Origin of the sequence: Pseudoalteromonas rubra, from assembly GCF_000967655.1 — a bacterium.
In the GTDB taxonomy this organism is placed as follows: Bacteria; Pseudomonadota; Gammaproteobacteria; order Enterobacterales; family Alteromonadaceae; genus Pseudoalteromonas; species Pseudoalteromonas rubra_A.
Genome location: NZ_JXYA01000010.1, coordinates 140,610 through 167,248 on the forward strand (window position 1 = coordinate 140,610; position 26,639 = coordinate 167,248).

Sequence of the window (26,639 nt, forward strand, 5' to 3'; positions counted from 1 at the left end):
AATTATTACCCTTCTTTAAACTCTACTTTCCCTTTAGCATGCCAGACATTTCACTGTCCATATCAAATTTGAAGTACCTAACCCCCAGAAATACAAAAGAAAACAGAAAGATTACCATCATGGATATATTGATATAAATTGGCCAAACACCTTCACTACCAACGATAATTTGGCGATAAGTATCGGCCAAATAACTCACGGGGAATATGTGAGAAACGTAATACAGAAAATCATCGCTACTTGCGTCCATAAAAATGTTGCCAGCAAATAACATAGAAAAGTTGGCTATCATAATTAGTGCCATACCTGACTCTTGACTGCGCATTAACCCAGCCAAAAAGTACCCCATGCTAATGAGCATAAGCGCGCCCAATAGAGATACTAGGATCACATAGAACAGCGATGATGCTGTAATATTTAAAAAATAATAACCGCATGACACAATGACAGTGATCTGTAGTACAGCAATTAACAGCCTGAATAAAATTTGGCTCGTCAACAGCTCTGCCACTCGTAGTGGACTTGTTAGCATATATCTAAATACCCCTTTCTCGCGCGCTTTCAATACCGGAGTAGCAGTTGCAAATAGCCCCAACTGGAGCAGAGCCATCGCTAACATGCCAGGAAACATAAAATTAAACTCACCATCAACCTTGCTCTCATACGGCTGCATCGAATAGTTGTTTCCAATAGCGTTGGCACCTTGAGGATTGTTTAGCTCTTGAAGAACTATTCTTATCAGCATTTCCGCATAGGTTTGATAGGCTTCTTTAACAATGACTTCGGATTGAATGTGCCCAGCCTCACCCGAAAATACAAAAACAACATTTAACTTGGCATTTTCCAGAGCCGATTCCACATCCTCTTGCTTCACCTGAACCACATCGATAAACCGTTTTGACAAAGCATCATGAAGTACTCTAGCATCAACACCTGTAGTATTATTTATCACCCCAACTTTAAAGCTAAAGTTCGGCTCCAATAAGTTTGAAAAAATTAATATAACAACAAAAAAAAGAGGAAATATAAAGCTAAAGAATATTGACCCAAAGTCCCTTTTAAACTCGACAGACTGGGTTTTAAAAAGCGCAAAAACACGGTTTAATTTAATCATGAGCGCATTTCCCTCCCGGTAATTTGAATAAACACATCTTCAAGTGACTGGTTTTGAACCCTCAAATCCCTGATTAAAAAAAAGTCTTTCTTGCTCATTTCAACCAGCTTCAATATGTAGTCATTTGGATCATCCGTAATTAGTCGCACTTTTTGTGTATTGTCGATGTGATTTACTTTTTGAGTTTCCCCTGGCAAGAAGTGTAAATCTGCATCCATATTTGTCACAAACTCCAATACACTCGACGGTGTATATTTTGCTATTAGACCTGAAGGCTTATCATCGGCGAGCACCCTGCCGCCATCGAGAATAACAACCCTGTCACTACATTGTTGAGCTTCTTCCATTTGGTGTGTGGTCATTAATATTGAAATACATTTGTGTTTTCTTTGTTCATCAAGCAACTCCCATACAGCCCTTTTGGCTTGAGGGTCGAGCTGTGAAGTCGGCTCATCAAGAAAAATTAAATCTGGATCACCTATTAGTGCGAGCGCCACAGTAACTCGTTGTTGCTGCCCTCCAGATAAATTACCGATCCGAAAGTGACGTTTGTCATCCAAGCCAAGCCGAGTGATGAGGTAATCTATATTTTGTGGTTTGTCATAAAATGTAGCTTGTTGGGTTAGCAACTCTTCAATGGTTAGTAGTGGAGGAAGTACTGAATGTTGAGGAGATATGCCAATACGTTCACGCAAATGCTTGACCGCTTTCAGATCAGCAATATCTTGCCCGAGAATGCTTATTGAACCTGAGTCAGACTTTCGCAAGCCTTCAATGATTTCAATGAGCGTGGTTTTTCCTGCACCGTTTGGCCCAAGTATTGAAACCACTTGACCGTATTCAACAGACAAATCTACACCAAGCAATGCATCTATGGAGCTCGCCCCATGACCATATTGCTTCCTTACATTCTTCGCGTGAATAACATAGTTATTATCGTGCAAGATCATTCTTTTTGTGTGCTCATTTTGATTGTGACCAAAGAAGGTCCATTAGCCATGAGTACGAACTTAACCATAAAATAAAGCCGAATTCACACTAAATATATTCAAGATACACAATGCAAACAATTGCAAAAACAAGAAACCATACATTCACATTTTGTGAATGTCGATTTTGGAAAATTAAATAAAAGCTTTAATAACATCGGCTAGCAGCTAGTTCCATCACTCTGAAAGTAAATTTTAGTGCTTAAACTCTATTTATCTTAAATGCACAAAGCAGCTGAACTTTAATAATATTAATAGTGCATCTAACCGATAACTTTGTCTTACTACTGTTTGAGCTCAAAATGGACCCGACTTCCTTGTTTTCTGGATTTGGCTGGTGCTCGATTGAATTGAAAAGAGTGGTGTTAAGCTCACAGTGCTGTTCAAAAAGTTGCCACCATGACTGCCGGAAGATTAGCTGTGAGCTCGCCAGATTCTGCTCATGGTCTTCATAACTTATTTTTCAAATACCTAAAAGCATGTACAAGTATTGGAGCCACCCATACAAGCCATCAAACCGTTCGTCATAGGCCGAAAGAACAGGCTCTTTAGCTTCGCCACAAGTGGTGCTGAGAGAAACGAGCGTGATAGAGACAGCCAGAGCAAACGGCCACACCTCATTCGACTATGTGATGCATAGCTTAAACGAATAAGCTCAGCCACAGTGCGATATCGACAGTTTACTGTCCTGGCATGTTGGCCTCTAGGGATGATTCGCTGCACGCATACAAAAAATGAACCTTATCAGCCGCAATCTACATAATCGGGGGCGACACTATGTATCAAGGGCAGGGTGAGAACATACTTCGTTAACGACCATTAACCGAAAATAAGCTCAGTTAGGCGAGGCAAAAATTTGTGAACCTATGTCTAAGGTATAAAGTTCTAAATGAGAAATTTTTAACGCTGTTAGCGTCCTATTTGCTCCTTCAAATAGACCAGGTATTAAGTGAAATTGGTATTAGTTTTACATTTTTCGTAATCAACTTTGACAAGTGCAGAGTAAGCCGTTTGATAACCTAAAAGTTTATACTAAAACGAAAAGCCACCGGGACGATCTGCGTAGGAAGCTTTAGTTCTGCATGCTTCTGACTGTGCCTCAACCGGCAGTAGTCTCAGTATCGCATCCACAGCTGGTGGTTGTCTGGCAACTGCAAGCTGCTTATTTACAATGGGTTCTATTACAAGCCCTGGCGGCTAAGTTACCACTTATTAATATCAAAATTCAGCAGATCAAATCTGCTGAATTTTTTAAGTATAATTGACCCAAATAATCACCGGAAAAAACGATAGAATCGATTGTTTTCCCAACTTATTGAACTGCATTCTCCCAATAGTGGTGATATTGTCGTGCACAATATAGATACCATGTCAAAAATAGGAGGAAAAAGCCAGCACCATTCCCCCATGATCAGACTCCCACCACATCTGCCTATGGTCCCGGGGACAAATTTACCGAGTAATGGCAGCGATATACTTACCAGTCACAGGCTTTGACCACCTGATACCAGTTACGCTCGAAAGGCCTGACTACCACCGGCTTAGGTAACTGAACGTCTACGCCCAGGGGCGTTGCCAGGTGCTGAAATACCAGGCGGCGCACATTGTCATCCTGAAGTTGTGCGTAGGCCAGTTTCAGAGCACTTTTACTTTGCTGACTCACCGGATGCCCTTCCAGCTGCATAAAACGGGCATTGACCCATAACAACATAGCCTGCTTGGTCTCGTTGGGAAATGACTCAGTTAGCCTGGCGGTCGGTCCGTATAACCGCTGATAGTTCAGCAGCTGCTTTTGAATAATAAAAGCAAACAGTAAATTCACGCCAGCGGAGATCTGTCCGGAGCGTTTGTCTATTTCCTGATAGTTCGCCAGCGCTTTACGAAACTGCGCTTCTGCCTCAGCCACTTTGCCAAGTTCCAGTTCAATGATCCCCAAATTATTAGCAATAATGCCATTTTTAGAGGTGATCCCGGCCTTATCGGCGATGTTAATCGCTCTGTCATACAAAGTTCTGGCTTGTTCATAATCACCAAGCTGGCGCGAAACCAGCGCCTGGCTGTTGGTCAGGGTCAGTCTTTGCTGATCAGACTGCGCATACTTATAAGCGCACTCTAGGCTGAGCCTGGCATCATTCAGGAAATCGTGGCGGCGTAACCAAATCCCCAGAGCACTCATGGCGGTGGGAATTTTTTCGATAAAATAGGGATGAGTATGGTGCGAATATATCGCTTCCAGTGAGTGCTCCATTGTTTCCATTTGGTGGGTTGGCACTGCGGCACGCAAGCGAATAAAGTGCCAGCGCAGGAATAAGGGTGTGGGCAGTCTGTCTAGTTGTTCAACTTGCTCCAGTAGCCTCAGCGTGGTTGCAGGGTCCACCGTTAAGTAATCTTCGGCTTCCTGCAGGGTGTCGACCACCGCGCCTGGCGTTTGCGCCCAGGTAATTACGGGTATCAGCAACATCCACAACCCAACAATCGCTCGTAACATCACCCGACTCGCTTTTACCTACCTCCTGAAACTATAGAATGCACGCTGCAAATGTTCAAAGTGGCTCACTGATGCTCGAAGTAAATGCGGTAGGTGCTCGACCAGATGGGATAGTCTACTTCCATCAGATAGCAGCGGTAGTTAGCCGGGTCCAGCTCGGCGTAACGAAACAGGTAATCGAGCTTTTGCTGCTGTACTTTATCCCATTGCAATGCCTGGGCACCGGCTTTTAAGTCAATCAAGCGTAGTTCAGGAAACTCAGGCAAACGCTCGGTCCACATGTCCTCTACGCTGAGCTTGCCTTCCTCGACTTTCTGGTTGCCATGGTAACAGCCAACATTAACGCAACTGTGGCGGTCCAGCTGTTGCTCTATCAATACCAGCAGGCGCAATTTCTTGGCCGGATTTTTGATTGAAATACTGGTGGAGCTGCACTTGCTGGCGTGACTGAGCGGGTCTACCAGCTCATCCGGGTTGTTAAAAATAAAGGTCGCGTCAAAGTACTCATTGCCCGCTATGGGATCAAACACCAACCCGCTGTTGCCGGGGGAATAACTAGCAAACGCCTGGTACAGACCGGGCGTTGATAGCTCCTCAGCAATACCAATACTAAAGCGCTGTGCCTCTACCCGACTGTTGGCGTTAATGTGCAAAGGTGCGATGAAATCATCATTATGGGGATGGGTGTAAAACTGCACGAAAGGCGCGGCACCGGTTTCACGCTTGATCTGCGACTTGCTGATCATCGCTACTTCCTGCAAAAACCCCTCACGGCCCCTTTCACGGGTTAACACATAAGCACAGAAGATCTCATCCATGCTCGTACCAAGCAAAGACTTTGCCGCGTAATACAGCTGTGCCCGTTTATCCTGCCCTGGCAGGTTTTGGTCCTGGGTAGTCACCTTATCCTCTTCACGAGACGTCAACAGCCGTTTTAGCTGCGCATGGCTTCTGGCGTACTGAGGCATGGTAGATTCGAAACGCTCACTCACCTGACCCCATTGCGCGACCAGGTCGTGCGGCACATGCCCTCTCAGTTGCTCACCCAAGGCATTGAGTGCCTGTTGCCCGGGTAAATGATAAAGCACCTGCTCGCCAGATTTAGCTTTGTATGCATTAAATAAACGCTGACTGGTTGAGCGATGACAACCAATATGGCGGGCAAATCCGCCTATGGTCTGTGCCTGGGCGGGCATTGCCCGCATAATTGCCGTGAGCACTTTTTTAACCCGCTCACCCAGTCTGCGTAGTTCACTGTGTGCCTGATGACTCAGTCCCATGATCTTCTGTTTACCGTTCAATTTCTGATAGATTACCCGGGACTGAGCAAAAAAGCGACTAGTTACAGGCGCCTACAGTTTTCCACGGACCCCAAGGACCAGATTGAGCCGGGTCTTCACCCTGCACCCACCACTGTGCTTCGTACACCACACCACCTTTGGCCACACGGTCGCCGGTATTGTAAACGGCACTTGCATCCCAGCCTGGAATACCCTGACAGTTGTCATCACCGCCCACAGTCACCGTTTTAGATACTGTGCTACTTTGCCCCTGGTCGTCTGCTACCGTCAGGCGAATAGTATAGCTGCCTGCTGCACGGTAAGTATGCGTTACAGAGGACCCTGAGGCGCTCTGGCCATCACCAAACTGCCACTGGCTGGATACAATCTGACCATTGTCTGTGCTGGTGTTATTCAGGGTGACGGTCAGACCTGACTGAGCCACAGTAAAATTCGCAACGGGGGCTGGGTCGCCTGAACCATCGCAGTTATCCAGTTTCTTCCAGACACTGGGATAGACATCCGGCTGTGCACCTGAAGACCACCAGATGGCTTCGTAAATGCTGCCCTGATAAGATACTTTGTCGCCTAATGCGTATGACGTTGTGCTGTTCCAGGCTTCTACATCGCACACTGGCGGCTCGCCAATTGAGACCACTTTTGATACGGTTGCCGTTTGTTGTGCGGTATCGGTTACTGTGAGCGTCACATTGTAGCTGCCATCCGCTGCATAGGTATGGCGTGGGTCTGCGGCACTGGAGCGATTACCATCACCAAAGTTCCAGTCGTACGCGGTAATGCCATTGTCATCCGTTGCCCGATTGGCAAAGCTTACGGTCAAACCCGATACCGATGAGCTGAAATCCGCAACTGGTTTTTCATCTGTCGGGTTATCCGGATCACCCGGTTTCAGGCCCGTTTTACGCTCGATCCAGTCCAGATAACTAGTCGTGCGGGTAAATGCGGTCGCACCTGAACAGGCAATCCCCCAACTCACGGTACCGATACTGTAGAAATCGTTACCAACACGCACCGCATAAGGTCCGCCGCTGTCGCCGTTACAGGCTGAACGACCACCTTCGCCACCGCCACAGATCACAGAGCCCGGAATATTGAAATTCAGCTGGCTGCTACAACTGGCATTAGAGATCACCGGTAACTGGGCTTCGCGCAGCACATCACTCGGGCGGCCACGGTTAGAGGTCAGGCCCCAGCCAGACACGGTTGGATAGTCGCCAATGCCCGCGTATTGGTCCGCAATCGACTGAGTCGGGAGTTTTGCCGGGGTATACTTGCTCGCAGCCGGTGTTGCTAGACGCAGCACGGCGATATCATAGCCCGAGCGGATCCCGTTCGCACCACGCCAATTTTCGTGCATGATAATCTGAGATACGCGCAACGTATCACCGTCGCCACGGCTAATAGAGTGAGCGCCGACGCGCACCGTCAGGCTGGCCGTAGAGGCATTATCAAGACAGTGAGCAGCCGTCAGCACCCAGTTTTCACTCAATAAAGTACCGCCACAACCCTGACGCCCGTTCATTAGCAAAGCGACCTGGTATGGTCTTGAATAAGCTGGAGTTTCAATCCCACCCACAACACTTGGAGTGATATCGGTTGAGCCCGGTTGCAATGTATTCGCAGAGACGGCAGTTGCTGACAGTGACAGGACAGCCGCAGCCAAAAGTGTAATTTTCATGTTGTATCCTTGTATGGTTATTGCTCAAAAAGCAATCTAGAAATAATCTGAGATACACACAAAGATCAATGGGCATGATGAAAAAAACAACTGGCACGACCAGTGAAAAACTTAGTCAGAACGCCATCATTAGTTGGTATTTTAAACACTTAACCGTAACAATTTTTTTACAGCAATTGATGAAATTTATTTCACAAGAATTTCTGAAAAAGAGCCAACTCTAGATTGGAACGGTTTAAATAACAAAGACTTAAATCAATCAAATCGAGATAAAAGACATAATACTGACATAAACAAATCACCAAACCTGCACCACAAGCTTGCTGAAAATGCGCCTGCTTTTAAGGTGAGGAGTTGATTTGGCGTGCGCTTGGCTAACCACATCGTAAAGTGGGCAGCGATCTCAGATACCCATACTGACTTTTATCGCCCGGATTGGCAGATCTTTTGATTAGCAAGCAGGTGAAACTCAAAAGGGCAGCATTTCAATGCCATATTTAAGGTAAATCCGGGCGATTTCACCTTGCTCCAGCATATGCTTGAGCGCCAGGTCAATTTCCTGCTTAAGCTGAGTATTGCTGGGCTGAATACGCATAGACACCGGCAACTTGCTGATCTCGTATACTTCCTTAAAGCCGCGGTAAGCAGGGTTTGTCGCAATATAGTATGCAGCGGTGACATCACCAATCATGATGTAATCCAGACGGGTGTGTGCCAATTGCACCAGTAGCTCCCGCTCCGAAATGTTATCGTAGACGGCTATTTTCCCGGTGCCAAAGTGGCGCTCAAACGGCCCATAACGGTAGCCACGTACACGCCCCATCACTTTGCCATAAAAGGCTTCGGGTTGCTGATAGGCCCGCGCGTCTTTGCGACCCAGAACAACCTCGCGAGAAAAGGCATAATCAATGCTGTAAATACCCGGCACTCTGGAGCTTTGCCGCCAGCTGGAGTTCACGCCCGGTTCAATATCAACCTCACCAGATTCAAACGATTTGTGGCCACGAGCAACAGATAGTGGTACAAACTCAAATTCATGCCCCGTCAATTCACCAAGGCGAATAAAAATGTCCTTAAAAATGCCAGCCTGCTCTGAGCCCTCCAGATAGTTATAAGGTGGGTTTGCCCCGTGATACACCAGCACGGAATAACGCGCAGCCTCAGCGCCTGCGGTCAGAAAAACACACAGCAACAAAAAGCATCGTTTCAGGCTACGCATTACCGCTATTCCGGTTTAACGCCTGTTTAGTTTGCCAGGTATCTTGACTCATGGTTTGCACTTTGCAGCGGGACAGATCTTAAGCTTAGTTAAGCAACGCGCTTAGGCAAAGGATTATAAATAAATTGTTACCCGAACATCGGATATTCAAGTTATCCGAATAAGAAAAAAGAACCAGCCAATGAAAATATTCATATTAAAGTCAGGCGTTAATAGCAAGCACTCACTTACAATCTATAAAAGTCAATAAACCATGTTAAATTGAATGGATTTTGCACAAAAATAAATTTAAATAAATAAAACTTTCTTTATTTCGTCTATTTATCGAAACATAAGTTTCATGATAATGTACCACCATGAGTTAAAGGGCACGGCATCAAACACTGTGCCATTGTCGTCTGCTGTGGCTGAAGGCGAAGGGTTTCCCTTGATTTTTTGCGCCCGGTCACAGCGTTTTATAGCAAAAAGGAAGTTTAATTATGAAAAATGCGTTACTTGTTTCTTTACTCTCACTCGCCAGCACATCAGCACTTGCCAATGCCACACCGGCGGCGGCTTCAGCCGAGCAGGTACCTGAGCGCGCCGGGTACAGCAGCGTCAATGAGGTCATTGAATATGGCCGTCAATATCAGGAGATAAAAGGTCAATTGCTGGAAGCTGGATATCAGTTCCAGTCATGCAACCAGCATGTGATCAACTACTTTGTACAACCCGCGTCGCCTGTGTACCTTTACGCGCAGGCAGAATGCACGTATTCACGTTCAGTGGGAGGCGATTACTCACTGGAAACCGACTATGCCCTGGTCAAAATCGACATTGATTATCACCAGTTCAATCAGTTATTTCACGAAGGGGCAGTCAACGTTAAGTATGTGACCGTGTATTAATATAAACCAAATCAACAGCGTTACGCTTTCAGTCTGCATGCTCGCAAGGACAGCGAGGGTGCAATACTGACCTCTGGCCGCCGACGTGCGGCCTTTTTTTGTTGGCAAACCAACTGACCAATCCAGTTGATAAACTCCGCTCACCAGTAGAAGTACGTAGAAGAGATATGATGAACGCAAAGAAAGTCGCTTAAGCCGACTTTTAATATGCGGGGAGTTACTGCGCAGGCCGGCCCACGCAGTAAACTTTTATACCAATCGCTCCAGAGCACGGCTCAGGTACTGTCCCGACTGCACATCGGTTTTTACTCTCTGAACATTCTGCTTCATCTGATCGATTTGCTCAGGCGTGAGCTCTGCCAGACGGGTTTTAATATCACGCAATGAGCTGACCTTAAAACCAATTCCCTGCTCTTCAACAAAGTCGGCCATTGCCGCTTTGTCCCAGATGATGATCGGCATGTCACACAACAAATACAAAGACAGTTTATGGGGGTTGTTGTACTTAAGATACTGACCGGTTACACCATCACAGGTATCCAGAGTGTTGCCATACCAGACCAGGCCAAAGTCACCGTCAATGTGGTCGATCACTTGATCCGACGGGAAACAGCCTTTGTAGTCCAGCATGGTATTGTTGATGTTTTTAACTTTCTTCTCATCATAACCAACACCATACAGGTCAAACTTAAAGTTGCCGCGCTCCAGTGCATCCAGCTCATATACAAATGGACCCATGTTACCGGCAAACACAATACGGATTTGATCGTAATCAGTCGGTGTGCGCTTGGCATTGGGGTTATCTGTGTGCAGGTAATCGAACACTTCAATATTAGTGATTTCAGCCTGAATGTTCTGCTCTTCAAACCAGGCACGCATCTTGTCATTGTGCACAATCAGCTGATCCGATTTATTGAGCATGGTGATCTCTTTTTCCGAATGGCCGTATTTGCCTTTCAGACTGCGCACATCGTGCACTAACGTCAGTACTTTGCTGTTTTTGAGCTTTGCGCCCCACAGGCAGTAGCCATAAAACTTATTGAACGGATACTGCAAACACACGGTGCTGCCCGATTTCAACCTCAGCAACGCCCAGCTCACACCCAATGCACTAATCAACGTACCCAAAATTGAGTTTGCTATCCAGGTTTGCTTAAAGCCAATGTTTTTCCAGCCGTTGTTTTGCAAAATGGTCTCGCAGTCCATCTTTGCCTTACCGGCTGCATCAAACTTAGAGCGGTAGTTTCTTGCGATATAAACTTTACGACTCATGATGTTATGCCAATTCCTTGCTGGTTAATGCCAGTGCCGCTTCAATGGTGTCGTCCATATCATAGTATTTATAGTCGGCAAGACGACCGCCAAAAATGAACTTATCGGCATACGGGGCTGTTTTTGCCAGCTCCTGATAACGCGCTAACAACGCATTATTGGTTTCGTCGTTAATGGGGTAATACGGCTCGTTGTCTTTACTGAACTCATGGGGATATTCTTTGGTTACCACGGTTTTTTCCTGGGTACCAAATTCAAAATGCTTGTGCTCCAGAATACGCGTATAAGGCACACCCCGCTCGGTGTAATTCACCACTGCATTGCCCTGATAGTTTTCCTCATCCAGCACTTGCGTTTCAAAATGCAGGCTACGATATTCAAGCTTGCCAAACTGACAGTCAAAGAACTCATCAATTTTACCGGTATAAAGTACTTTGTCGGCAAGCTTGTTGAGGTTTTCAGCATCTTCAAAGTAGTTCACGCCGGTTCTGACTTCGACGCCTTCAAACAGGGCATCTGTCAGGGCATTGTAACCACCAATTGGGATCCCCTGATAACGGTCGTTAAAGTAGTTGTTATCAAAGGTGAACCTGAACGGCAGTCGCTTGATGATAAATGCCGGGATCTCAGTGGCCGGACGGCCCCATTGCTTTTCGGTATAGCCTTTGATGAGCTTTTCGTACAGGTCGCGACCACCCAGATACAATGCCTGCTCTTCGAGGTTTTGTGGTGTTAAGTCAGCATACGGCGCGCGGGCTTCAGCAATTTTCTCTTTTGCCTCTTTTGGCGTAGTCACGCCCCACAGCTGATAAAAAGTATTCATGTTAAAAGGCAGGTTATAAAGCTTGTCTTCGTGTCTGGCAACTGGCGAGTTGACATAGTGATTGAATGACACGTAACGATTTACGTAATCCCACACCTGCTGGTTGCTGGTATGAAAAATATGCGCACCGTACTTATGTACGTTGATCCCTTCTACCTGTTCACAGTAGATATTACCACCAGTGTGGTCGCGCTTATCTATCACCAGGACTTTCTTGCCCTGATCGGTTGCTTCTCTGGCAAATACAGCACCAAACAGGCCTGCACCCACAATCAGATAATCGTATTGAGCTTCATTCATTAAATTTTGCCTTTTTGAATCGTTCATGGCTCTATCGTAAGGGCAAAACTATATCAGAAAAAGTGAAGAAATGATTATTCATCGCCGAGGAAAAGACAAAATAGTCCCTAAATTAGCAGGAATTTTTCCACCGCCAAAACAACCTCGAATTAGCAAGACAAAACACGTAAAATTTTGTTATTGAATTGATGAATAAACAGACGAAACCAGATCAAAAACGCGCTGCCTCAATACAGAGCAAGCCTGTGTAAAAGGTTATAAGAATACAGAATTAACCTAATTTGCCGGTTGTGGGCGCTGTTTTTGGCAACCTGCTATCAGCTTATCCAAACCCGCAGCCATCAGGATGCCCAAGGTATAACATACCAGGTCGCTGCCTTTATTAGTAAGATTCGCGCGCTTTTAATTCGCTAAAATCACTCATGATCCACCGCTGATAACCGGGGCGTTGCTTCAATTTTTCGTACCAAAGGCCGACCCGCTGGGGTAACTCAACGGTTAACCCTTGTGAGGTGAGTCTGTAAAGCACAGCGCCCACGGTAATATCAGCCAGACTCAGCGTATTGCCAGCCAGATACTCGGTACCTTTTAGCTGCGCCTCAAGGCTATTGATACAACCAGTACAGGTATCGAGCGCCTGCTGCACGGCAACCATATCGCGTTTTTCCGCAGGCATCCTGTAGTAACCCCAAAACGAGGCCATAAAAGCAGGCTGAAACACACATTGCGACCAGTCCATCCAGCGCTCATAGAGTGAGCGTTGGTAAGGACACGCAGGATACCACTGCTCATCGCCATAACTGGCCGCGAGATAGCGCAAAATGGCATGGGATTCCCACACAGCCTTGTCTTGATCAACAAGTACCGGCACCTTTTTCATTGGGTTAAACTGAGTAAAAGCAGGATCACCCAGGCCGCCAAAACGTCCGCCCAGCTCAACATGTGTGTAATTTACCTTTAGTTCTTCGAGTAACCAGAGTGCTTTCTGGACATTAAATGACGTAGTGCGACCATACAGTTTCACGACAGTTCCTTGTTTTTGTTATTAATCAGAGAGTAGAAACCTCGATTGCTCCTACCACGGTCCATATACTAATATCAGAAAACCGCTTGGCTGACAAAAACTGCAGCGCTTGTCATCACAACGGACCCTTGCGAAAAGCAGCCGATGACACAATTCCATCCAATAACAATACTTAACGATCAGAATTAGACTAAAGTCTAAGCCTGGCGTGCGGTTTTTCCATTATGTTGGATAGGGTCCGGTGACGTTTTGAGCGCACTCATTGAGCTTGGCGCGTCACAGGACCCAACACATGTAAAGGAGACCGAATATGAATAACAAGCACTTAGTTGCCATTGCACTGACCGCCGGATTGGGATTCAGCCAGGCCTATGCGGCAAGCTGCCAGGGCGTTAACACCTACCCGGACTGGACACAAACAGACTGGCAGGGCAATCCCAGCCATGCCAATACCAATGACAAAATGCAGCATCAGGGCAAGCTTTATCGCGCCAACTGGTGGACCCGCTCGGAGCCTGGCAGCAGCTCAGCCTGGCAATACCTTGGCCGCTGCGACACTGGTAACCAGCCTACTCCGGTTGAACGCTATGGCAAACTCAGCGTCTGCGGCACCGGGCTGTGCAGTGAGCAGCAAGAAAAAATCCAGCTGCGCGGCATGAGCAGCCATGGCCTGCAATGGTATGGACTAAACAAATGTTTAACCGATGCCTCGCTGGATGTGCTGGCCCAGGATTGGCAGGCCGATATTATTCGTCTTAGCATGTACGTGCAAGAAGGTGGCTTTGAGACCGATCCGGCGGGCTTTACCCAACAGATGAACACCCTGATCGACATGGCCAGTCAGCGTGGTTTATATGTGCTGGTAGACTGGCATCAGCTCAACCCGGGTGACCCGAACTATAACCTGGAGCTTGCCAGGCAGTTCTTTACCGACATAGTCACTGCCAACAAAAACCGCAATAACGTGATTTATGACATTGCCAATGAGCCCAATAATGTCAGCTGGCCTGAAGTGCGCCACTACAGCGAGCAAATCATCCCGGTGATCCGCACCATTCAGCCCGACGCGTTAATTCTGATAGGCACCCATGGCTGGTCCACCTTCGGCGCATCGACCGGCGGCAGCGTCCAGGAAGTGCTAAACGACCCTGTCCCGTTCGACAACATCATGTATACCTTCCACTTTTATGCAGCATCACACACAGACTATCACCGCTCGGTACTCGATCAGGCCTCTGATGTACTGCCCGTGTTTGTCAGTGAGTGGGGCACGCAAAATTACGATGGCGACGGTCCGAACGATCGCATCAGTTCACAAAAATACATTGACCTGATGAAACGCAAAAAGATCAGCTGGACCAACTGGAACTATTCCGACGATTTTCGCAGCGGTGCAGTGTGGCAACGTGGCACCTGCAACACACAGAATTTTGTCGACAGTCAGCTTAAAGAAGCCGGAGTCTGGGTCAAAGGCTGGATCAGCGAAGGCAGATAGTCGCATAGTGCTGCCCGTGAGTTAACAGGCAGCGTTTTATCAAGATCCAACTATCAATTCAAAGGGCGCGCAGGCCGTGCCCTGATGATATTTAAGCTGCCACCGGCCCTGCGCCAACACCCAAATGGAGCAGCGCTTTGCAAACTCGCAGGCTTCTCCCTGTTGGCCAACCAACGCGCATTGATAGCGCAACAGGTATACATCCGGTGCCAGCTTGTCACAGCTGTAATTCTGCGCGTGCACACGCAGGTGCGTAGTCAATTCCTCGCTCATCATGGTGACAATGGACTCAAAGGTATAACTGGTGCCCGACATACCAACTTCCGAAAAGTCGGCATGTAACAGGCGCTTAATGGCATCACGATTTTGCCGGGTCTCATACTGATGTAGCTCAGTTTCTTGTGCTATCAAAATATCCATTTTTATCACTATAAACCTCATTCAGTCATACACAAACGTCCGGCCGACATTGAAGCTGCGTGTTAAGGTTGAACAAACAAAAAATCGGACAACGTATTAATCCGATGCCTCGCGCATCGGAATGGTGATCAAAAAAGCCGTGCCCATGTTGTCTTCTGATTCAACCGTAAGCTCTCCCCCTAAAGCGGATTTAGTCAGGTTGTATACGACATTGAGTCCCAGACCAGTGTTTCCGCTGCCGCGTTTAGTGGTGTAAAAGGGAATAAAGATCTGTTTTTTAATGTCTTCGTCGATACCCACGCCATTATCTTTAAACATAATGGTCGCTAGGCTTTTTTGTGCGCTCACCTGGATGTCAACACGCTTGTCCAGTGCTTCGGGTATGTCCGACTGATACTCAAAGGCATGGGCAACCACATTATTGATTAAGCAGCCGATAATCTGGCTGATGACCCCAGGGTCAGTCATCAGTTTTGGGTCATCTCCAAAGACTTCAACAGCAATACTGTTTTGCGCCAGAGTGAACTCAAATGCCTGCATCAGCTCTTGTAGATATGTCTTAAGCTGGATCTCTCTGGGTTCCGATACGCTTTGCTCTGCCGACAACTTTTTAAAGTCCTGGACCAGGCGCGAACAGCGCTCCAGTGAGCTTTGTGTCAGTGACTCTGTCTCAAGACTTAGCTGCGCAAAGTCACTGATGTCACACTTTCTGATCTTATTTTCTTCCAGTTTCTGCAAAATACTGTTCGCGCCCGCGCCCAGTCCGGTTATCGCGGTTAAAGCAATCCCCAGCGGCGTGTTAATCTCGTGCGCCACACCAGTAACCACATGAGTTAATGAGGCGAGCTTTTCTGACTCTATCAGCCGCTCCTGCGCATTGATCAAATCGGCATGTGCCTGTGCATTTTCGAGCGCTACAGCTGCATAGCTTGCAATGGTCGCAAGCGTTTGCAGATCAACACTACGAAACGCTTTTGTACGATGACTTTGTACACTGAGACAGCCTATCACCTCATCTTGCAGCCAAAGTGGCATATAAATAATAGATTCGGTCGGGCTGCCAAACACCGGGGGCTTGAGAGACTGACCCAACAACGCTTGAAGCGCGTCCTGACTGGGCACACATATCTCTTTTTTATGTGTCACACACCAACAGGCCGGACGCGACAAGTCGTCTAACGGATAGGAAAAGCTTGCCTGACGCACACCATCTTCAAAGCAGCCAGCAACTCGCAGCTCGTCCAGTTCATGATCAACCACGGCTATTAAAAAAACATCACAATGCAGCAAACTGGTCACTTTTTCATGCATCATGTTCATTACCTCGTCTAGGTCCAGAGATGTGGTGAGCTCTTTGCCTATCTCCGCCAATTGTTCCAGTCTGCGGGTTTTGTCTTTCACTAGTCTGTTCAGCAGGTGTGTCTGCTGTTGTAAACGACGCACTCTGAATCTGACGATACCCCAGATCCCTGACATCAACAGCAACACGCACCCAAGGTAGAATGCATGAGTCTGATACCAGGCGGGTAACTGTCTGACTTGAAGAAGTTTTTTTACCTCTCCCCAGTTCCCAAGTGCATTGGTACTTTTGACCAGTAATTGATACTCCCCGGGCGGTAAATTGGTGTAGGTCGCGCGACGCTCTTTGGTATCCTGCCACTGCTCATCAAACCCCCGCAGTTGATGCTGGTACTTCAATTCTTCGGTTTGTTTATAATCCAATGCGCTGAACTGTATCGTGAAGTTTTTAGAAGCAGGCGGCAGGTCTAACTGTGTTTCACTGATAATGCGTGCCTCTCCATCCACTTCAGCACTAGTAATGGCAATGTTGGGGCGAAATATCCACGGAGTCCACCGCTGTGTATCAAACATGATCACCCCATCCGGGCAGCCTATCAGCAACAGGGTTTGGTAGACCAGATGCCCGCCTTCGCCATAGCACAGCGCATAAAATCCCAAGGCAGAATTGATATTGTCCCAGCGAGACAGCTCAGGATAATAAATGCTGCTGTCGTTCCAGATACGCTGCTGCTGGTCAACCCAGATATTGGCGCCCGCTCGCACATCTGCACGCTCAGACGGCAGCTGCTCGGCCTGAACAGGCCAGGTTTGGGTGTCCAAATAATAAAAACCCTGTAATAACTCGTTGGTTACGATTAACTTACCATTTGGGTGAATGGCCACCCCAAAGGTCGCGGCTTTACCAATCCCACTCGCCGTCTGTGCTTCCTCATTAACCGCTAGCAAGGCCTGCTCTCCTTTACGCAGCAAGTACAAACCCGCGCGCGACGCAATCCACAAATTACCCTCCGAGTCTGTAAGTAACACATTTGAAAATGTTTTGTATGAGGCGGCCTCATTGCTAATTGCCTCAATTTTTTCTAGTGAAAAATCGCCCAGATTGACGCGAAACAAATGGTCTGAGGTACTCAAAAAGGCCTCATCTGTCGAAAACGCAATGCGTCTGACGGCGCTGCCAGAAAATTGCCAGGGCATTTTAGTTGCATTGTGTGTCGTCGAGTCAATCACAAACACCCCGACATTTGTGGCAGCCCACAGCTGTCCGCCAGGCCCAGTGCGAATTGTATAAACGGTGGCCGTATCAAGCTCAGTAGCGGTTTTAAGGGAGACAAAGTCATTATCCTGCCAGGAATACAGGGTGATACCTGTGCCCACTGTGCCAAATGCCAGATAATCATCATTCAATGCCGCAATGGCACGAATATTATTGGTATTAAACGTTTTACTAAGAGATGAACCCGCAACCAACCTTCTGATCGCAGTATGTACAGGATCAAGCGTAAACACACCATCTCCCCAAGTCGATATCCAGGTTACGCCAGCGGCATCACGAAACAATGACTTTGGATTAGTGGACGCCAGGGAATGAGCAAATCCCGCTTCTGCGTGAATAATGCTTTTGACCTGCAATGATTGTGCGTCTATCACCAAAATGCCCACGCGCAGTGCAACAGCCCATATTTCCTGGTCAGACACCTGCAACCAATCTTCAACCTCCACTGGGGCCTCAGATACACTATCTGAAATTTGAGTTACTGTATCCTCTGCTGTATTCAGACGGTACATCCCCGCGGATGCCGTGCCAACCCAGAGCATTCCTTCATCTGAAGTCAGTGATCTGACGGGCAGATCAGCAAGCGCTGCAATTTGCCGTACTTGATATGCCTTTGCCTTGCCTGCGGTGGTTAGTTCACACAAACCAAAATCACCCCCAACCCACAGCGTTTGTGCATTTTGCCAGTGCAGCGTGTGTATGTATTGAGCACTAAACTCTGCTCCGCACTCACTTTGTAGGGTAACGGCGTGTACACTAAACCCCTGACTATCTTCAAAGATCAGGTCCAGTCCGGATGTACTAGACACCGCAACGATGCCCTGATTATTCCCCTCAATAGCAACCACACCATTGCCAGTAAGACCGTTCGGCGGCGCACTCTCGGCATTAATACGAACAGCAGATTCAGTTAACGTATTGAAGACGCTGATCCCTTCTGAGGTGTGTGATAACCACAATCGCGACTGGCTGTCCATCCAGAAGTCATTGACCAGATTACTGGCAATACTCGTCTGATCATCAACATCCAGATTGAATGGTTTAAAGGTGTGTCCGTCGTACCGGTATATGCCCATGTCTGTGGCAAACCAGATCAAGCCGCGTTCATCCTGTGCTATCTGGTAGACCCCCCACAGAGGCCATTTTTTGGTGTCTAGCTTTTTGAAGTGGCGTTGCCCTTTTTCAAACAAAGCGGTGTACTCGTGATCTGGCGAGGCACCTGCAAACCCGACGCCCCCTGTCAGAAATAACATCACCACACCAATGAAAAAAAGCCTTTTCATTAGCTGAACTCTTCAGTCGATAACCCACAAAGCGTAGTCTGCTATATGCCCTAGCGCAAAACATCGCCCGCCCGGCCTGGCTAAATCTGACGCCAATTTTGTGTGTATGAAAAAGCCCTGAGATCAGTATTCAGGGCTCTAGATCACTTGTTATTATCGTTCTTTACTCTTCAAAAACATGAATATAACCATCCAGGTCTGGCACAATCACTTTGCCATACCCCACCGCCGGTGCACCATATACACCACCGTGTACAAAGCCATCGATCATTTTTGGTTGATACTGCCACTGCTGCTGACCAGTCTGACCATCTACAGCAAAAAAGCCTCGCTGCGTTTCAAACCAGCCTGGTTCATCATGGCCCGTTGCGCCAATGTACACAGTGCCATTTTTAACAACTGGCTGACCCCAGCTCCAGCCGCCGGTTTCGAATTGCCAGGTAAGCTCACCGCTGCGGGCATGAAATTTATTGAGTAAATTGGAATCTGAACTGCCGATGTAAAAATGCTCACCATCTGCGGCCGCTGTTGCCGACGACTCCACCCAGGAGCCGCCCGGATAAGCCTGCTTCCAGAGTAGCGCACCACTTTGCGGATCAAGACCATACAAGTGGGTGTCACGAGAGCCAATCACTAGCACATCGTCTACTATCAATGGGCTGGACGTCAGCGCGCCTTGTGTCTCGTATTGCCACACTAAGGCGCCGGTGTGTTTGTTGAGTGCATAGACAGAGCCGTCCCAGCTGCTGATAAAGACAAGCCCCTGATGGTGCGCGGGAGTGGCGCGAATTTTCCCCTCGGTTTTAAAGCGCCACAGCACTTCACCGGAGGTTCTGGCAAGGGCATAAAGATGACCGTCGCCGCTGCCAATAAATACTTTATTACCCTGAACCAGAGCACTGGATTTAGTGTAATCAAACTCCCACGGCGCGTGATTGGCGGGCAGAATGCGTTGTACATCGGCATCGTTTAAACTGGTGCGCCATAGCAACTTGCCCTGCCAGCGGTTTAGCGCATACAGATAGCCATCATCGCTGCTAAAAAAGATCTGATGCTGTTTTATCGTCGGTCTGGAGCGCACCAGGCCGGCGGTTTTATACGACCAGGCCAGCTTGGGCTGTTCAACATTCAGTGCGTACAGGTGGCCATCGTCACTGCCAAAATACGCGGTGTGGTCGCGCAGCGTAATGCCTCCCCAGTTTTCTCCTTTAACCTGATAACTAAACAGATAATCGCCACTGGCAGCCATTGCCGTCTGGGCGACATCATGGCTAAGCCCGGCAACCAGCAAACTGGCCAGTCCAAGTTGTTGCAGTGTATTTATTGCGTTCATGGTGTTCTCCTTATGTGATTTGCCATCACCCTGGCGCACAACACCTAAAAAAGTCCTGAAAGCACTCTGAAACCTTCTTAAAGATCCTTAAAGTACTCATTAAACTACTTATTTTTAATAATTGACGACATGCAAAAGAGATTTAAATAGAATTGAGCGCGCACAACTGATGCAATTTGTAAGGTTGAAACCTCAGCAAACCTGCCAGGATGTGCCTGCTGAGGTAAATATCGATGTTTAGTGGTTTATCTCATCCAGAGCAGCGCCCAGCGACTACCATCTGGACCACCGCGATGGAAGCAACGTGCCGAACCGAGCGCGCTCGAGGCATAGTTACCACGGGCTACCCAACAGTCTATCGTGCCATGAATATCAGTTTGCCAGCCCACAACCGTTTTCGTGGTTGCACTGGTTAGCTTGTCGAGCCCCATACATCCTTCGACTACCTCATCGGAGACGTAGCTGCGTCTGCAAGCCGGCACATCACTATAAGTTGGCATGTAGCTCGCTCTGTCTTCATAGCCCCATGAATAGCGGATATTTTCAAGCTCCAAAGTTGTCATGCTTGTACCATAAGCGCTTTTACCTTCGGCACAGCCAGCACTGCTACAGGCAACTTGTTCTCTTACATCAAAAAATGGCCCCAGATCGCCCTGGAACAACCAGGTAGACTGTGGATCTACCGCTTCTGTGCCCGGCCCGGGAGCATATTCAGAAATATGTGCTTTGCCTCCCGGCGTGTTTTTGGCATAGGCACCTAGTAAGGTCCAACCACCCCCATCGTTCGTCATATCACAATAAACAGAAATCGTTTCGCCACCGCTGAGTATGTCATAAACACCATCGCCATTGCTGACTCCGGCTTTAAGGATTTCATTACAGGACGCATACAAACCCGGTGTGCTCGATTTAAGCTGCCAATCGCCTTTTTCGCCTGTATTCGAGAACCATACTCCCGCGTATTGTTTGTCACTGACTAAAGCCCCGGTGAAGTAGCGGATCTCACTCGTTACTTTATCTGTAGCAGTCCAGTGGATCAGTTTTTCCTGGGTCGAAACATTGCCGGATACAACATACGAAGATTTTTCAGCTATGAAGTGACTCAGCTTACCCGCAAAAACATAGTCTTCAGTTTCGAGCTCAATGAGCTGGCCATCTAGCACACGGTCAAATTCAAGTTTCGAATTATCACCAATAATGCTACCCGCTTGAGCTGTGAACACCGATGCAAGTGCCGCAGTGGCAACTAGCTTGGTACTTAGTATTTCCATATTTTATTCCTTTTTTATTTTATATTACAAAGCATTATGCTTGAAATAATCATACCCAGCTTATTCGACTTAAACAATCAACTTGCTTCAGCATACTCAATCAACAGTGCCACCAAAGCTGCTTTATGTCGGTAAAATAAATTAATATGAATTTATTTATACCGCTTCACATTCTTTGCGCATTTTCTTTCTAGCTTTAAAACAAGCAAGGCGAACAGTCGCTTTGGCTACATTTTGGCACCGTTTCACGACACATCAGACCAGAAGACTAAGATCTGAAGGCAGTCACTAAACGGGCACCGCCACAGAAGGAATATTGAAATGAATGACTTAACAACCAAACAACGCGCCCTGAGCGCGTTTAAATCTCGCGTTATTTCGCAGCTGGGCTGCGATGAGCTGGTTCACGAGCAACTACAAATTGCCACCGACAGCGTACTGAACCCCGACACGCTGAAATACCACATTGGAGGCTTGTTTCACCTGCAAGGTGATTTCTGCCCACAAGACTTGATCAAGCAGATCACCTTAGTATTTAACCACCTGTGCGGTGAAAGCGAGCTGGACTTGGATATGACCCAGGCGCTTGCGGATAAGGCACAGGCCCGGACATTTGCCGAGCAGTTTAAGCAGCGCCCATTTGAATTAGAGCACGGTGCCCTGGTGCGCATTGCACTGCGGCCTGCCTTACAGGGTGGTTACTTTGTGGTACTCATTGCGCATCATATTTTGCTCGACGGACTCAGCCTGTACCGGCTGTTTTGTAAGGCACTGGCCATGTTACCTTTGTCGGTCAAAGAGATAACCACCGAGCTGGCACAAATGCGCTATCACAATACGCACAAACACACAGCCCGACACCTGGCATTTTGGCAAACATACCTGCAAGACTTACCCGACTTTATGTTTGACTATATCCCGCCCGCTCAAGCCGGCACGCAAACCCTCAGCGCCCACTTTTCGGTGCCCAGCACACAGATACAGGCACTGCACAGTTTATGTCAGCAGCACAATGTGGGTTTTCATGTTTACATTGCTCACCTGCTGGGTAAGTTTTACCAGCATCATTTTAACCAATCCGTAGTGGTGGGATATGCGCTGAATAATCAGCGCCGCAATCAGCACAACTATGGTATGTCATCCAAAGTGCTGCCACAGATAGTGAAACCTGCCGGGCAAACCTTTATCGAGTCTATCAAGACGCTGCAGTGGGACTTCAATCAACTGTTCCGTAAAAGTCAGGTGCCCATTGGTGAGATAAATCAATGCGCGGCGGTGTCGGCCAGCGCCCGCACCTTGGTATACGATGTGATGATCAACTACCTCAACCCTGGCGCTTTGATGGATATTGACGGCGTCGACCTTGGCAGTGAAATGCTGGTGCAATCGGATCACAGTCACCCGATTTCTGTGAACCTGGTGCACAATGAGCATAGCAACATGGAAGTCATGCTCAGTGCTAACCCAACCTTTATTGCCCCAACGCATTTACAACAACTTGCCACATTGCTGGAAAACGCATTGCATCTGGGCGCGCAGCAGACCTTGCAGTTTAACGCAACTAAAAACGGCGCAGTTGAAGAGACACCCACCACACCACAGTGGCAGTTTAACGTTGCGACCATTGAGTCTGTCGTTGATGCACCCGTCAGCGCGCCAGAGCAGGAACAAAGCCACGGGGTATGCCTCGATTCACTGGCCTACCTGGTGTTCAGCTCCGGCACAACGGGCGTGCCCAAAGGCATTATGCTGGCACAACGCACCCTGGCGAACCTGTGTTTGCACCATCGTCTGGACCCTAATTTATCTGCACCGACTCAGGTACTGAACACCACAGCGCTTGGGTTTGATGTGGCTATCCAGACCTTACTCACCACACTATGTTGTGGGGGCACTTTGCACCTCACCACGTCAAATGTACGCAAAGAAGCGGCTAATATTCTCGACAATGTTGCCAGCAATCACATTTCCAGGCTGATAGTTACCCCCAGCCTGCTGCATATTCTGGCGGCGCAGGCCAGCTTTAGTACCCACACATTTGACACACTGGAGCAGGTCATTGTATCCGGCGAGCAAATGGTGATGAGCGAGCAGGTGCGTGCCTTTTTAAACCGCTCAGGTGCTACGTTAATCAATCAGTACGGGCCTGCCGAAACACACGTGGTCACCCAGCACAGCCTCCATGATTTGGCCGACCCATTTGCAATGTCAGGCTGGCGATACAACAAAATGCGGAGCTGAATAGTGACAGCCAGGGAGTCTTGTATATCGGCGGGCCCAGTGTGGCACTGGAGTATATCCAGGCGCCGCAACTCAGCGCCGAGCGTTTTGTTCACTTGCCAGTACCAGCCAACTCAGCCCTGTTTTTCAACAGCCGCGACCGGGTTATCACCTTACCCGGAGGCAGACTGTTGTTCAGCGGCCGCGAGGATGACTCGGTTAAAGTACGCGGCCGGTTTGTGAATCTGAATACCGTTGAGAAACTGTTGATGGCCATCGACGATGTGGCAGAGGCCTGTGCAACAACCTATCGCAGCCATGGCGTGATGCGCTTGCTGGCGTTTGTCACCTTATCTGGTCAGCGCAACGATGCGGCCGCCCTGAGCATTCGACAAACACTGCTCGACAACGCACCAAACTGGCTGGTTCCGGATACCCTGGTACCCCTTGAGTGCTTTCCCAGAACCGCCAACGGCAAAGTCGACACCAAAGCGCTGCTGGTCAAGTTTGAGCACATGCAGCAAACTTGCGCCCCAACGCAGGCAGAGCATGCCAACCCTGCAAGCGAAATAGAACAACAGGTGCTGGCGGTACTGGCGCAAAAATGCGGAGTTCATCCGCACACTCTGGATGAGGACTTGCGCACCTGTGGCATGGACTCACTGAGTATCATTATTTATATGACTCACTTGTCTGAAACCTTTGGCCTGCAACTGAATACCGACGACTTTATTGCCCACCCCAGCGTCGCGGCCATTTCTGCCCATATTAGAACGGCTCAGACCAGCGCGCCTGCGACCGTTATAGCGAGTCAGAAAGTCAAAAAACTGGGTAAAAAGCATGCGCCTGCCACATTCACGCAAAGTAATATTTTTCGTCAGTGGCAGCAGGGCAATTTGTACAATATGTTTCAGTGCTTTGCAGTACATGGCTCGGTGTGCCCCGAGCGAATGCGTCAGGCCTTTGCCCGGCTGGTGTCCAATACAGGCCTGTTTAACAGCCGCTTTGAAATGCGCGACGACACACTGTGGTGTTGCAGCAATGACGCCGACGTGGTTAACCCATTTGAGCACCTTGATCTCAGCCACCTGGCGCACGAAGCCGCACATGAAGCGCTGGAACTGCTGTGTAGTCAGCAAAAAAGTCATCGCTTTGCCCTCGAGCAGGGCGAGCTTATTCATGCGCAACTACTTACCTTAGGGAACAAACAACAGTATCTGCTGTTGAATATTCATCACATCATCACCGATGCAGTTTCCAACATTAATATCATCGGCGAGCTAAAGCGTTATTATGATCAGCAAGCTGACAACCAACCCGATACCGAGTCGGTGGACTTTTTTGACTATGCCTGGAAGAGCAACGCTTCTTCTCCTGCGCTGAGGGTCAGCAAATTGTCAGCGACTATCAGGCCGAGTTTAAACACCATTCCCCTTACCCTAAGTTTAAACACCTCAACGGTGCACTCTGGACACCCTCGCTATATCACACTCAAAACTGCACATTACCTGGCTTTTTCGCACACGCTGCCAGCCAAAACGGCGTCAGCCAGATCCAGTCACTGATAGGCGCTTTGTGTGAGGTTTTCTCGCCGCACCTGATGACCCCTGAGATCCTGATGGCAGTCACCTTTACCGGCCGTACTTCTCGCGAAACCCGCGACATGATAGGACCACTGTATAAAGTCGCGCCGCTGCTGGTTAAGCCCGACGACGCCCTCGATTTCAGTGCCTCGGTCGCCTCAGGAGTGGCCAAAATCTACAATGAATGCGTGCCTGAGTTCACTCAGGTTATTGCCGACCCCGCACTGAGTGAGTATCTGCCTTACTTCAAGCTCAATTACATCACCAACAGTAATCAGCTACTGGCGCTCGACTTTGATGGTTTTGAGTTGCAACCCGAAGACCACGGCGATCAGGAAGATGTGATAAAAAATATGGGGGTCTCACGCCGGGTGCCGCTCAATATTGTGGCGGTGCAATCCGGTGAGGACCTGGTGATGCACTGGCATTACGTGGCAGGCGCGTTGTCTGATGCGATGATAGCGGCCATGGTAACCCGCTTTTCAGAGCTGCTAAGCATCACAAAACCTGGCGGCGAACTGAGGTGTTACGAGGCGTAATTGTTGACGAGGTCTGCCAGATAAGTAAGCCAATTTAGGCGGACACTTGTCTGTCAGACTGATTTAAAGCTCGATTACCGGCAAGCGTATCTGCGCCCAATTTGACAACCCGCTCCGGGAATAATTAAATGAAAGTTAACAAAATCAACGCCGGCGCATGTTAAATTAACATTGACAAAATATTACAACAAGTAATACCTTGATTTGAGACAGCTGTTAACAGTTCTTGTGTGCATTATTACTCATACAGAGTGAGATTATGGAACCAAATCTGACGAATAAGGCAATGCCTTTATCTCAATGTACTAAAATTGTTGATGTGTTGTTTGTTTTACACAAGTAACAAGCCTCCTGTTTATGATGGCTGGCATTAATTGCTACCTGAAATCACAAAATCATGAAAGTCTAAAGGATTTATCACAATGAAACTAAAACTGAATAAAAACCATATCAAAACCTTATCTAAAAACTCTAACCGCTTGCCTGTATTACAGACGCCAAATGTGGCTGGTGGCTTTGAAATTGAAGTCACTGATTGGCAAAAATACTGTAATGGTCACACTGACAACTTTGGCTGTACGGGTACTGGTTGCGTAGACGCCTAATCACTTTGCACAGCAATTGCATTTAAAAAGTACACAAAAAGCGGTCATCGAGTTTACAGTTTAATCAGTTCGACGCCGCTTTTCTTCATCTAATCGCCACGTTTTGTATCTTTCCCTAATTCAGGATCCATTGAGCCTGTGTTGCCACCAAGCCCTCATTTATTAAACCAAGTCTCCTAAAAACTTAGCAAAGTGGCCACACACTGTAACCACTCAGTCT

19 protein-coding genes are annotated in these 26,639 nt (G+C 47.9%); 6 read left to right on the plus strand and 13 right to left on the minus strand.

What is annotated here, in order from left to right:
* Window positions 1–22 precede the first annotated feature (22 nt).
* The 6 genes from TW77_RS06070 to TW77_RS06100 all read right to left on the minus strand — a co-directional run bounded on the left by TW77_RS06070 (window position 23) and on the right by TW77_RS06100 (window position 8,789).
* On the minus strand, window positions 23–1,114 hold the full coding sequence (locus tag TW77_RS06070) for an ABC transporter permease (protein WP_046004062.1): 1,092 nt from the start codon (window positions 1,112–1,114) through the stop codon (window positions 23–25).
* Window positions 1,111–2,058 carry an ABC transporter ATP-binding protein gene (locus TW77_RS06075; protein ID WP_162197948.1) on the minus strand — a complete coding sequence of 316 codons (948 nt, stop codon included), beginning with the start codon at window positions 2,056–2,058 and terminating at the stop codon, window positions 1,111–1,113. Before TW77_RS06075 ends, TW77_RS06070 begins: the two co-directional genes overlap by 4 nt.
* A gap of 1,522 nt (window positions 2,059–3,580) precedes the next feature.
* On the minus strand, window positions 3,581–4,591 hold the full coding sequence (locus TW77_RS06085) for a tetratricopeptide repeat protein (RefSeq protein ID WP_052713063.1): 1,011 nt from the start codon (window positions 4,589–4,591) through the stop codon (window positions 3,581–3,583).
* A 65-nt stretch (window positions 4,592–4,656) separates the two neighbouring features.
* Window positions 4,657–5,871: a hypothetical protein gene (locus TW77_RS06090; protein ID WP_046004065.1), complete on the minus strand. Its 1,215-nt coding sequence runs from the start codon at window positions 5,869–5,871 to the stop codon at window positions 4,657–4,659.
* A gap of 58 nt (window positions 5,872–5,929) precedes the next feature.
* Window positions 5,930–7,570 carry a trypsin-like serine protease gene (locus TW77_RS06095; protein ID WP_046004066.1) on the minus strand — a complete coding sequence of 547 codons (1,641 nt, stop codon included), beginning with the start codon at window positions 7,568–7,570 and terminating at the stop codon, window positions 5,930–5,932.
* Between the two features lie 469 nt (window positions 7,571–8,039).
* Window positions 8,040–8,789, minus strand: a complete 750-nt coding sequence (locus TW77_RS06100) for a substrate-binding periplasmic protein (protein ID WP_082078850.1) — start codon at window positions 8,787–8,789, stop codon at window positions 8,040–8,042.
* Window positions 8,790–9,268: 479 nt separating this feature from the next.
* Between TW77_RS06100 and TW77_RS06105 the strand changes: the two genes are divergently transcribed.
* Window positions 9,269–9,676: a hypothetical protein gene (locus tag TW77_RS06105; RefSeq protein WP_046004067.1), complete on the plus strand. Its 408-nt coding sequence runs from the start codon at window positions 9,269–9,271 to the stop codon at window positions 9,674–9,676.
* A gap of 249 nt (window positions 9,677–9,925) precedes the next feature.
* Here TW77_RS06105 and TW77_RS06110 read toward each other — a convergent pair whose 3' ends face one another.
* The 3 genes from TW77_RS06110 to TW77_RS06120 form a co-directional block, all read right to left on the minus strand.
* Window positions 9,926–10,948, minus strand: coding sequence for a hypothetical protein (locus TW77_RS06110; RefSeq protein WP_046004068.1), 1,023 nt, complete (start codon window positions 10,946–10,948; stop codon window positions 9,926–9,928).
* 4 nt (window positions 10,949–10,952) lie between these two features.
* The gene (gene glf, locus TW77_RS06115; RefSeq protein ID WP_046004069.1) at window positions 10,953–12,071 is read right to left on the minus strand and encodes a UDP-galactopyranose mutase; all 1,119 of its coding nucleotides are present in this window, start codon (window positions 12,069–12,071) and stop codon (window positions 10,953–10,955) included.
* A 382-nt stretch (window positions 12,072–12,453) separates the two neighbouring features.
* A complete protein-coding gene (locus TW77_RS06120) occupies window positions 12,454–13,095 on the minus strand; it encodes a glutathione S-transferase family protein (RefSeq protein ID WP_046004070.1) in 642 nt (213 codons plus the stop codon).
* A 310-nt stretch (window positions 13,096–13,405) separates the two neighbouring features.
* Here TW77_RS06120 and TW77_RS06125 point away from each other — a divergent pair, with 310 nt between their 5' ends.
* The gene (locus TW77_RS06125) at window positions 13,406–14,590 is read left to right on the plus strand and encodes a cellulase family glycosylhydrolase (protein ID WP_046004071.1); all 1,185 of its coding nucleotides are present in this window, start codon (window positions 13,406–13,408) and stop codon (window positions 14,588–14,590) included.
* A gap of 39 nt (window positions 14,591–14,629) precedes the next feature.
* Here TW77_RS06125 and TW77_RS06130 read toward each other — a convergent pair whose 3' ends face one another.
* From TW77_RS06130 to TW77_RS06145, 4 genes are all read right to left on the minus strand, one after another.
* A complete protein-coding gene (locus TW77_RS06130) occupies window positions 14,630–15,010 on the minus strand; it encodes a DUF4440 domain-containing protein (protein WP_046004072.1) in 381 nt (126 codons plus the stop codon).
* Between the two features lie 96 nt (window positions 15,011–15,106).
* Entirely contained in the window at window positions 15,107–18,868 is a 3,762-nt protein-coding gene (locus tag TW77_RS06135) for an ATP-binding protein (protein ID WP_046004073.1), read from the minus strand.
* A gap of 163 nt (window positions 18,869–19,031) precedes the next feature.
* A complete protein-coding gene (locus TW77_RS06140; RefSeq protein WP_052713064.1) occupies window positions 19,032–20,201 on the minus strand; it encodes a PQQ-binding-like beta-propeller repeat protein in 1,170 nt (389 codons plus the stop codon).
* Window positions 20,202–20,446: 245 nt separating this feature from the next.
* A complete protein-coding gene (locus TW77_RS06145) occupies window positions 20,447–21,472 on the minus strand; it encodes a fibrinogen-like YCDxxxxGGGW domain-containing protein (protein ID WP_046004074.1) in 1,026 nt (341 codons plus the stop codon).
* 321 nt (window positions 21,473–21,793) lie between these two features.
* Between TW77_RS06145 and TW77_RS06150 the strand changes: the two genes are divergently transcribed.
* The 4 genes from TW77_RS06150 (at window position 21,794) to TW77_RS06165 (ending at window position 26,419) form a co-directional block, all read left to right on the plus strand.
* On the plus strand, window positions 21,794–23,713 hold the full coding sequence (locus TW77_RS06150) for an AMP-binding protein (RefSeq protein WP_046004075.1): 1,920 nt from the start codon (window positions 21,794–21,796) through the stop codon (window positions 23,711–23,713).
* Window positions 23,714–23,754: 41 nt separating this feature from the next.
* Window positions 23,755–25,257, plus strand: a complete 1,503-nt coding sequence (locus TW77_RS06155; protein WP_156158610.1) for a condensation domain-containing protein — start codon at window positions 23,755–23,757, stop codon at window positions 25,255–25,257.
* An 8-nt stretch (window positions 25,258–25,265) separates the two neighbouring features.
* Window positions 25,266–25,814 carry a hypothetical protein gene (locus TW77_RS06160; RefSeq protein ID WP_156158611.1) on the plus strand — a complete coding sequence of 183 codons (549 nt, stop codon included), beginning with the start codon at window positions 25,266–25,268 and terminating at the stop codon, window positions 25,812–25,814.
* A 422-nt stretch (window positions 25,815–26,236) separates the two neighbouring features.
* The gene (locus TW77_RS06165; protein WP_046004078.1) at window positions 26,237–26,419 is read left to right on the plus strand and encodes a hypothetical protein; all 183 of its coding nucleotides are present in this window, start codon (window positions 26,237–26,239) and stop codon (window positions 26,417–26,419) included.
* Window positions 26,420–26,639: the final 220 nt, after the last annotated feature.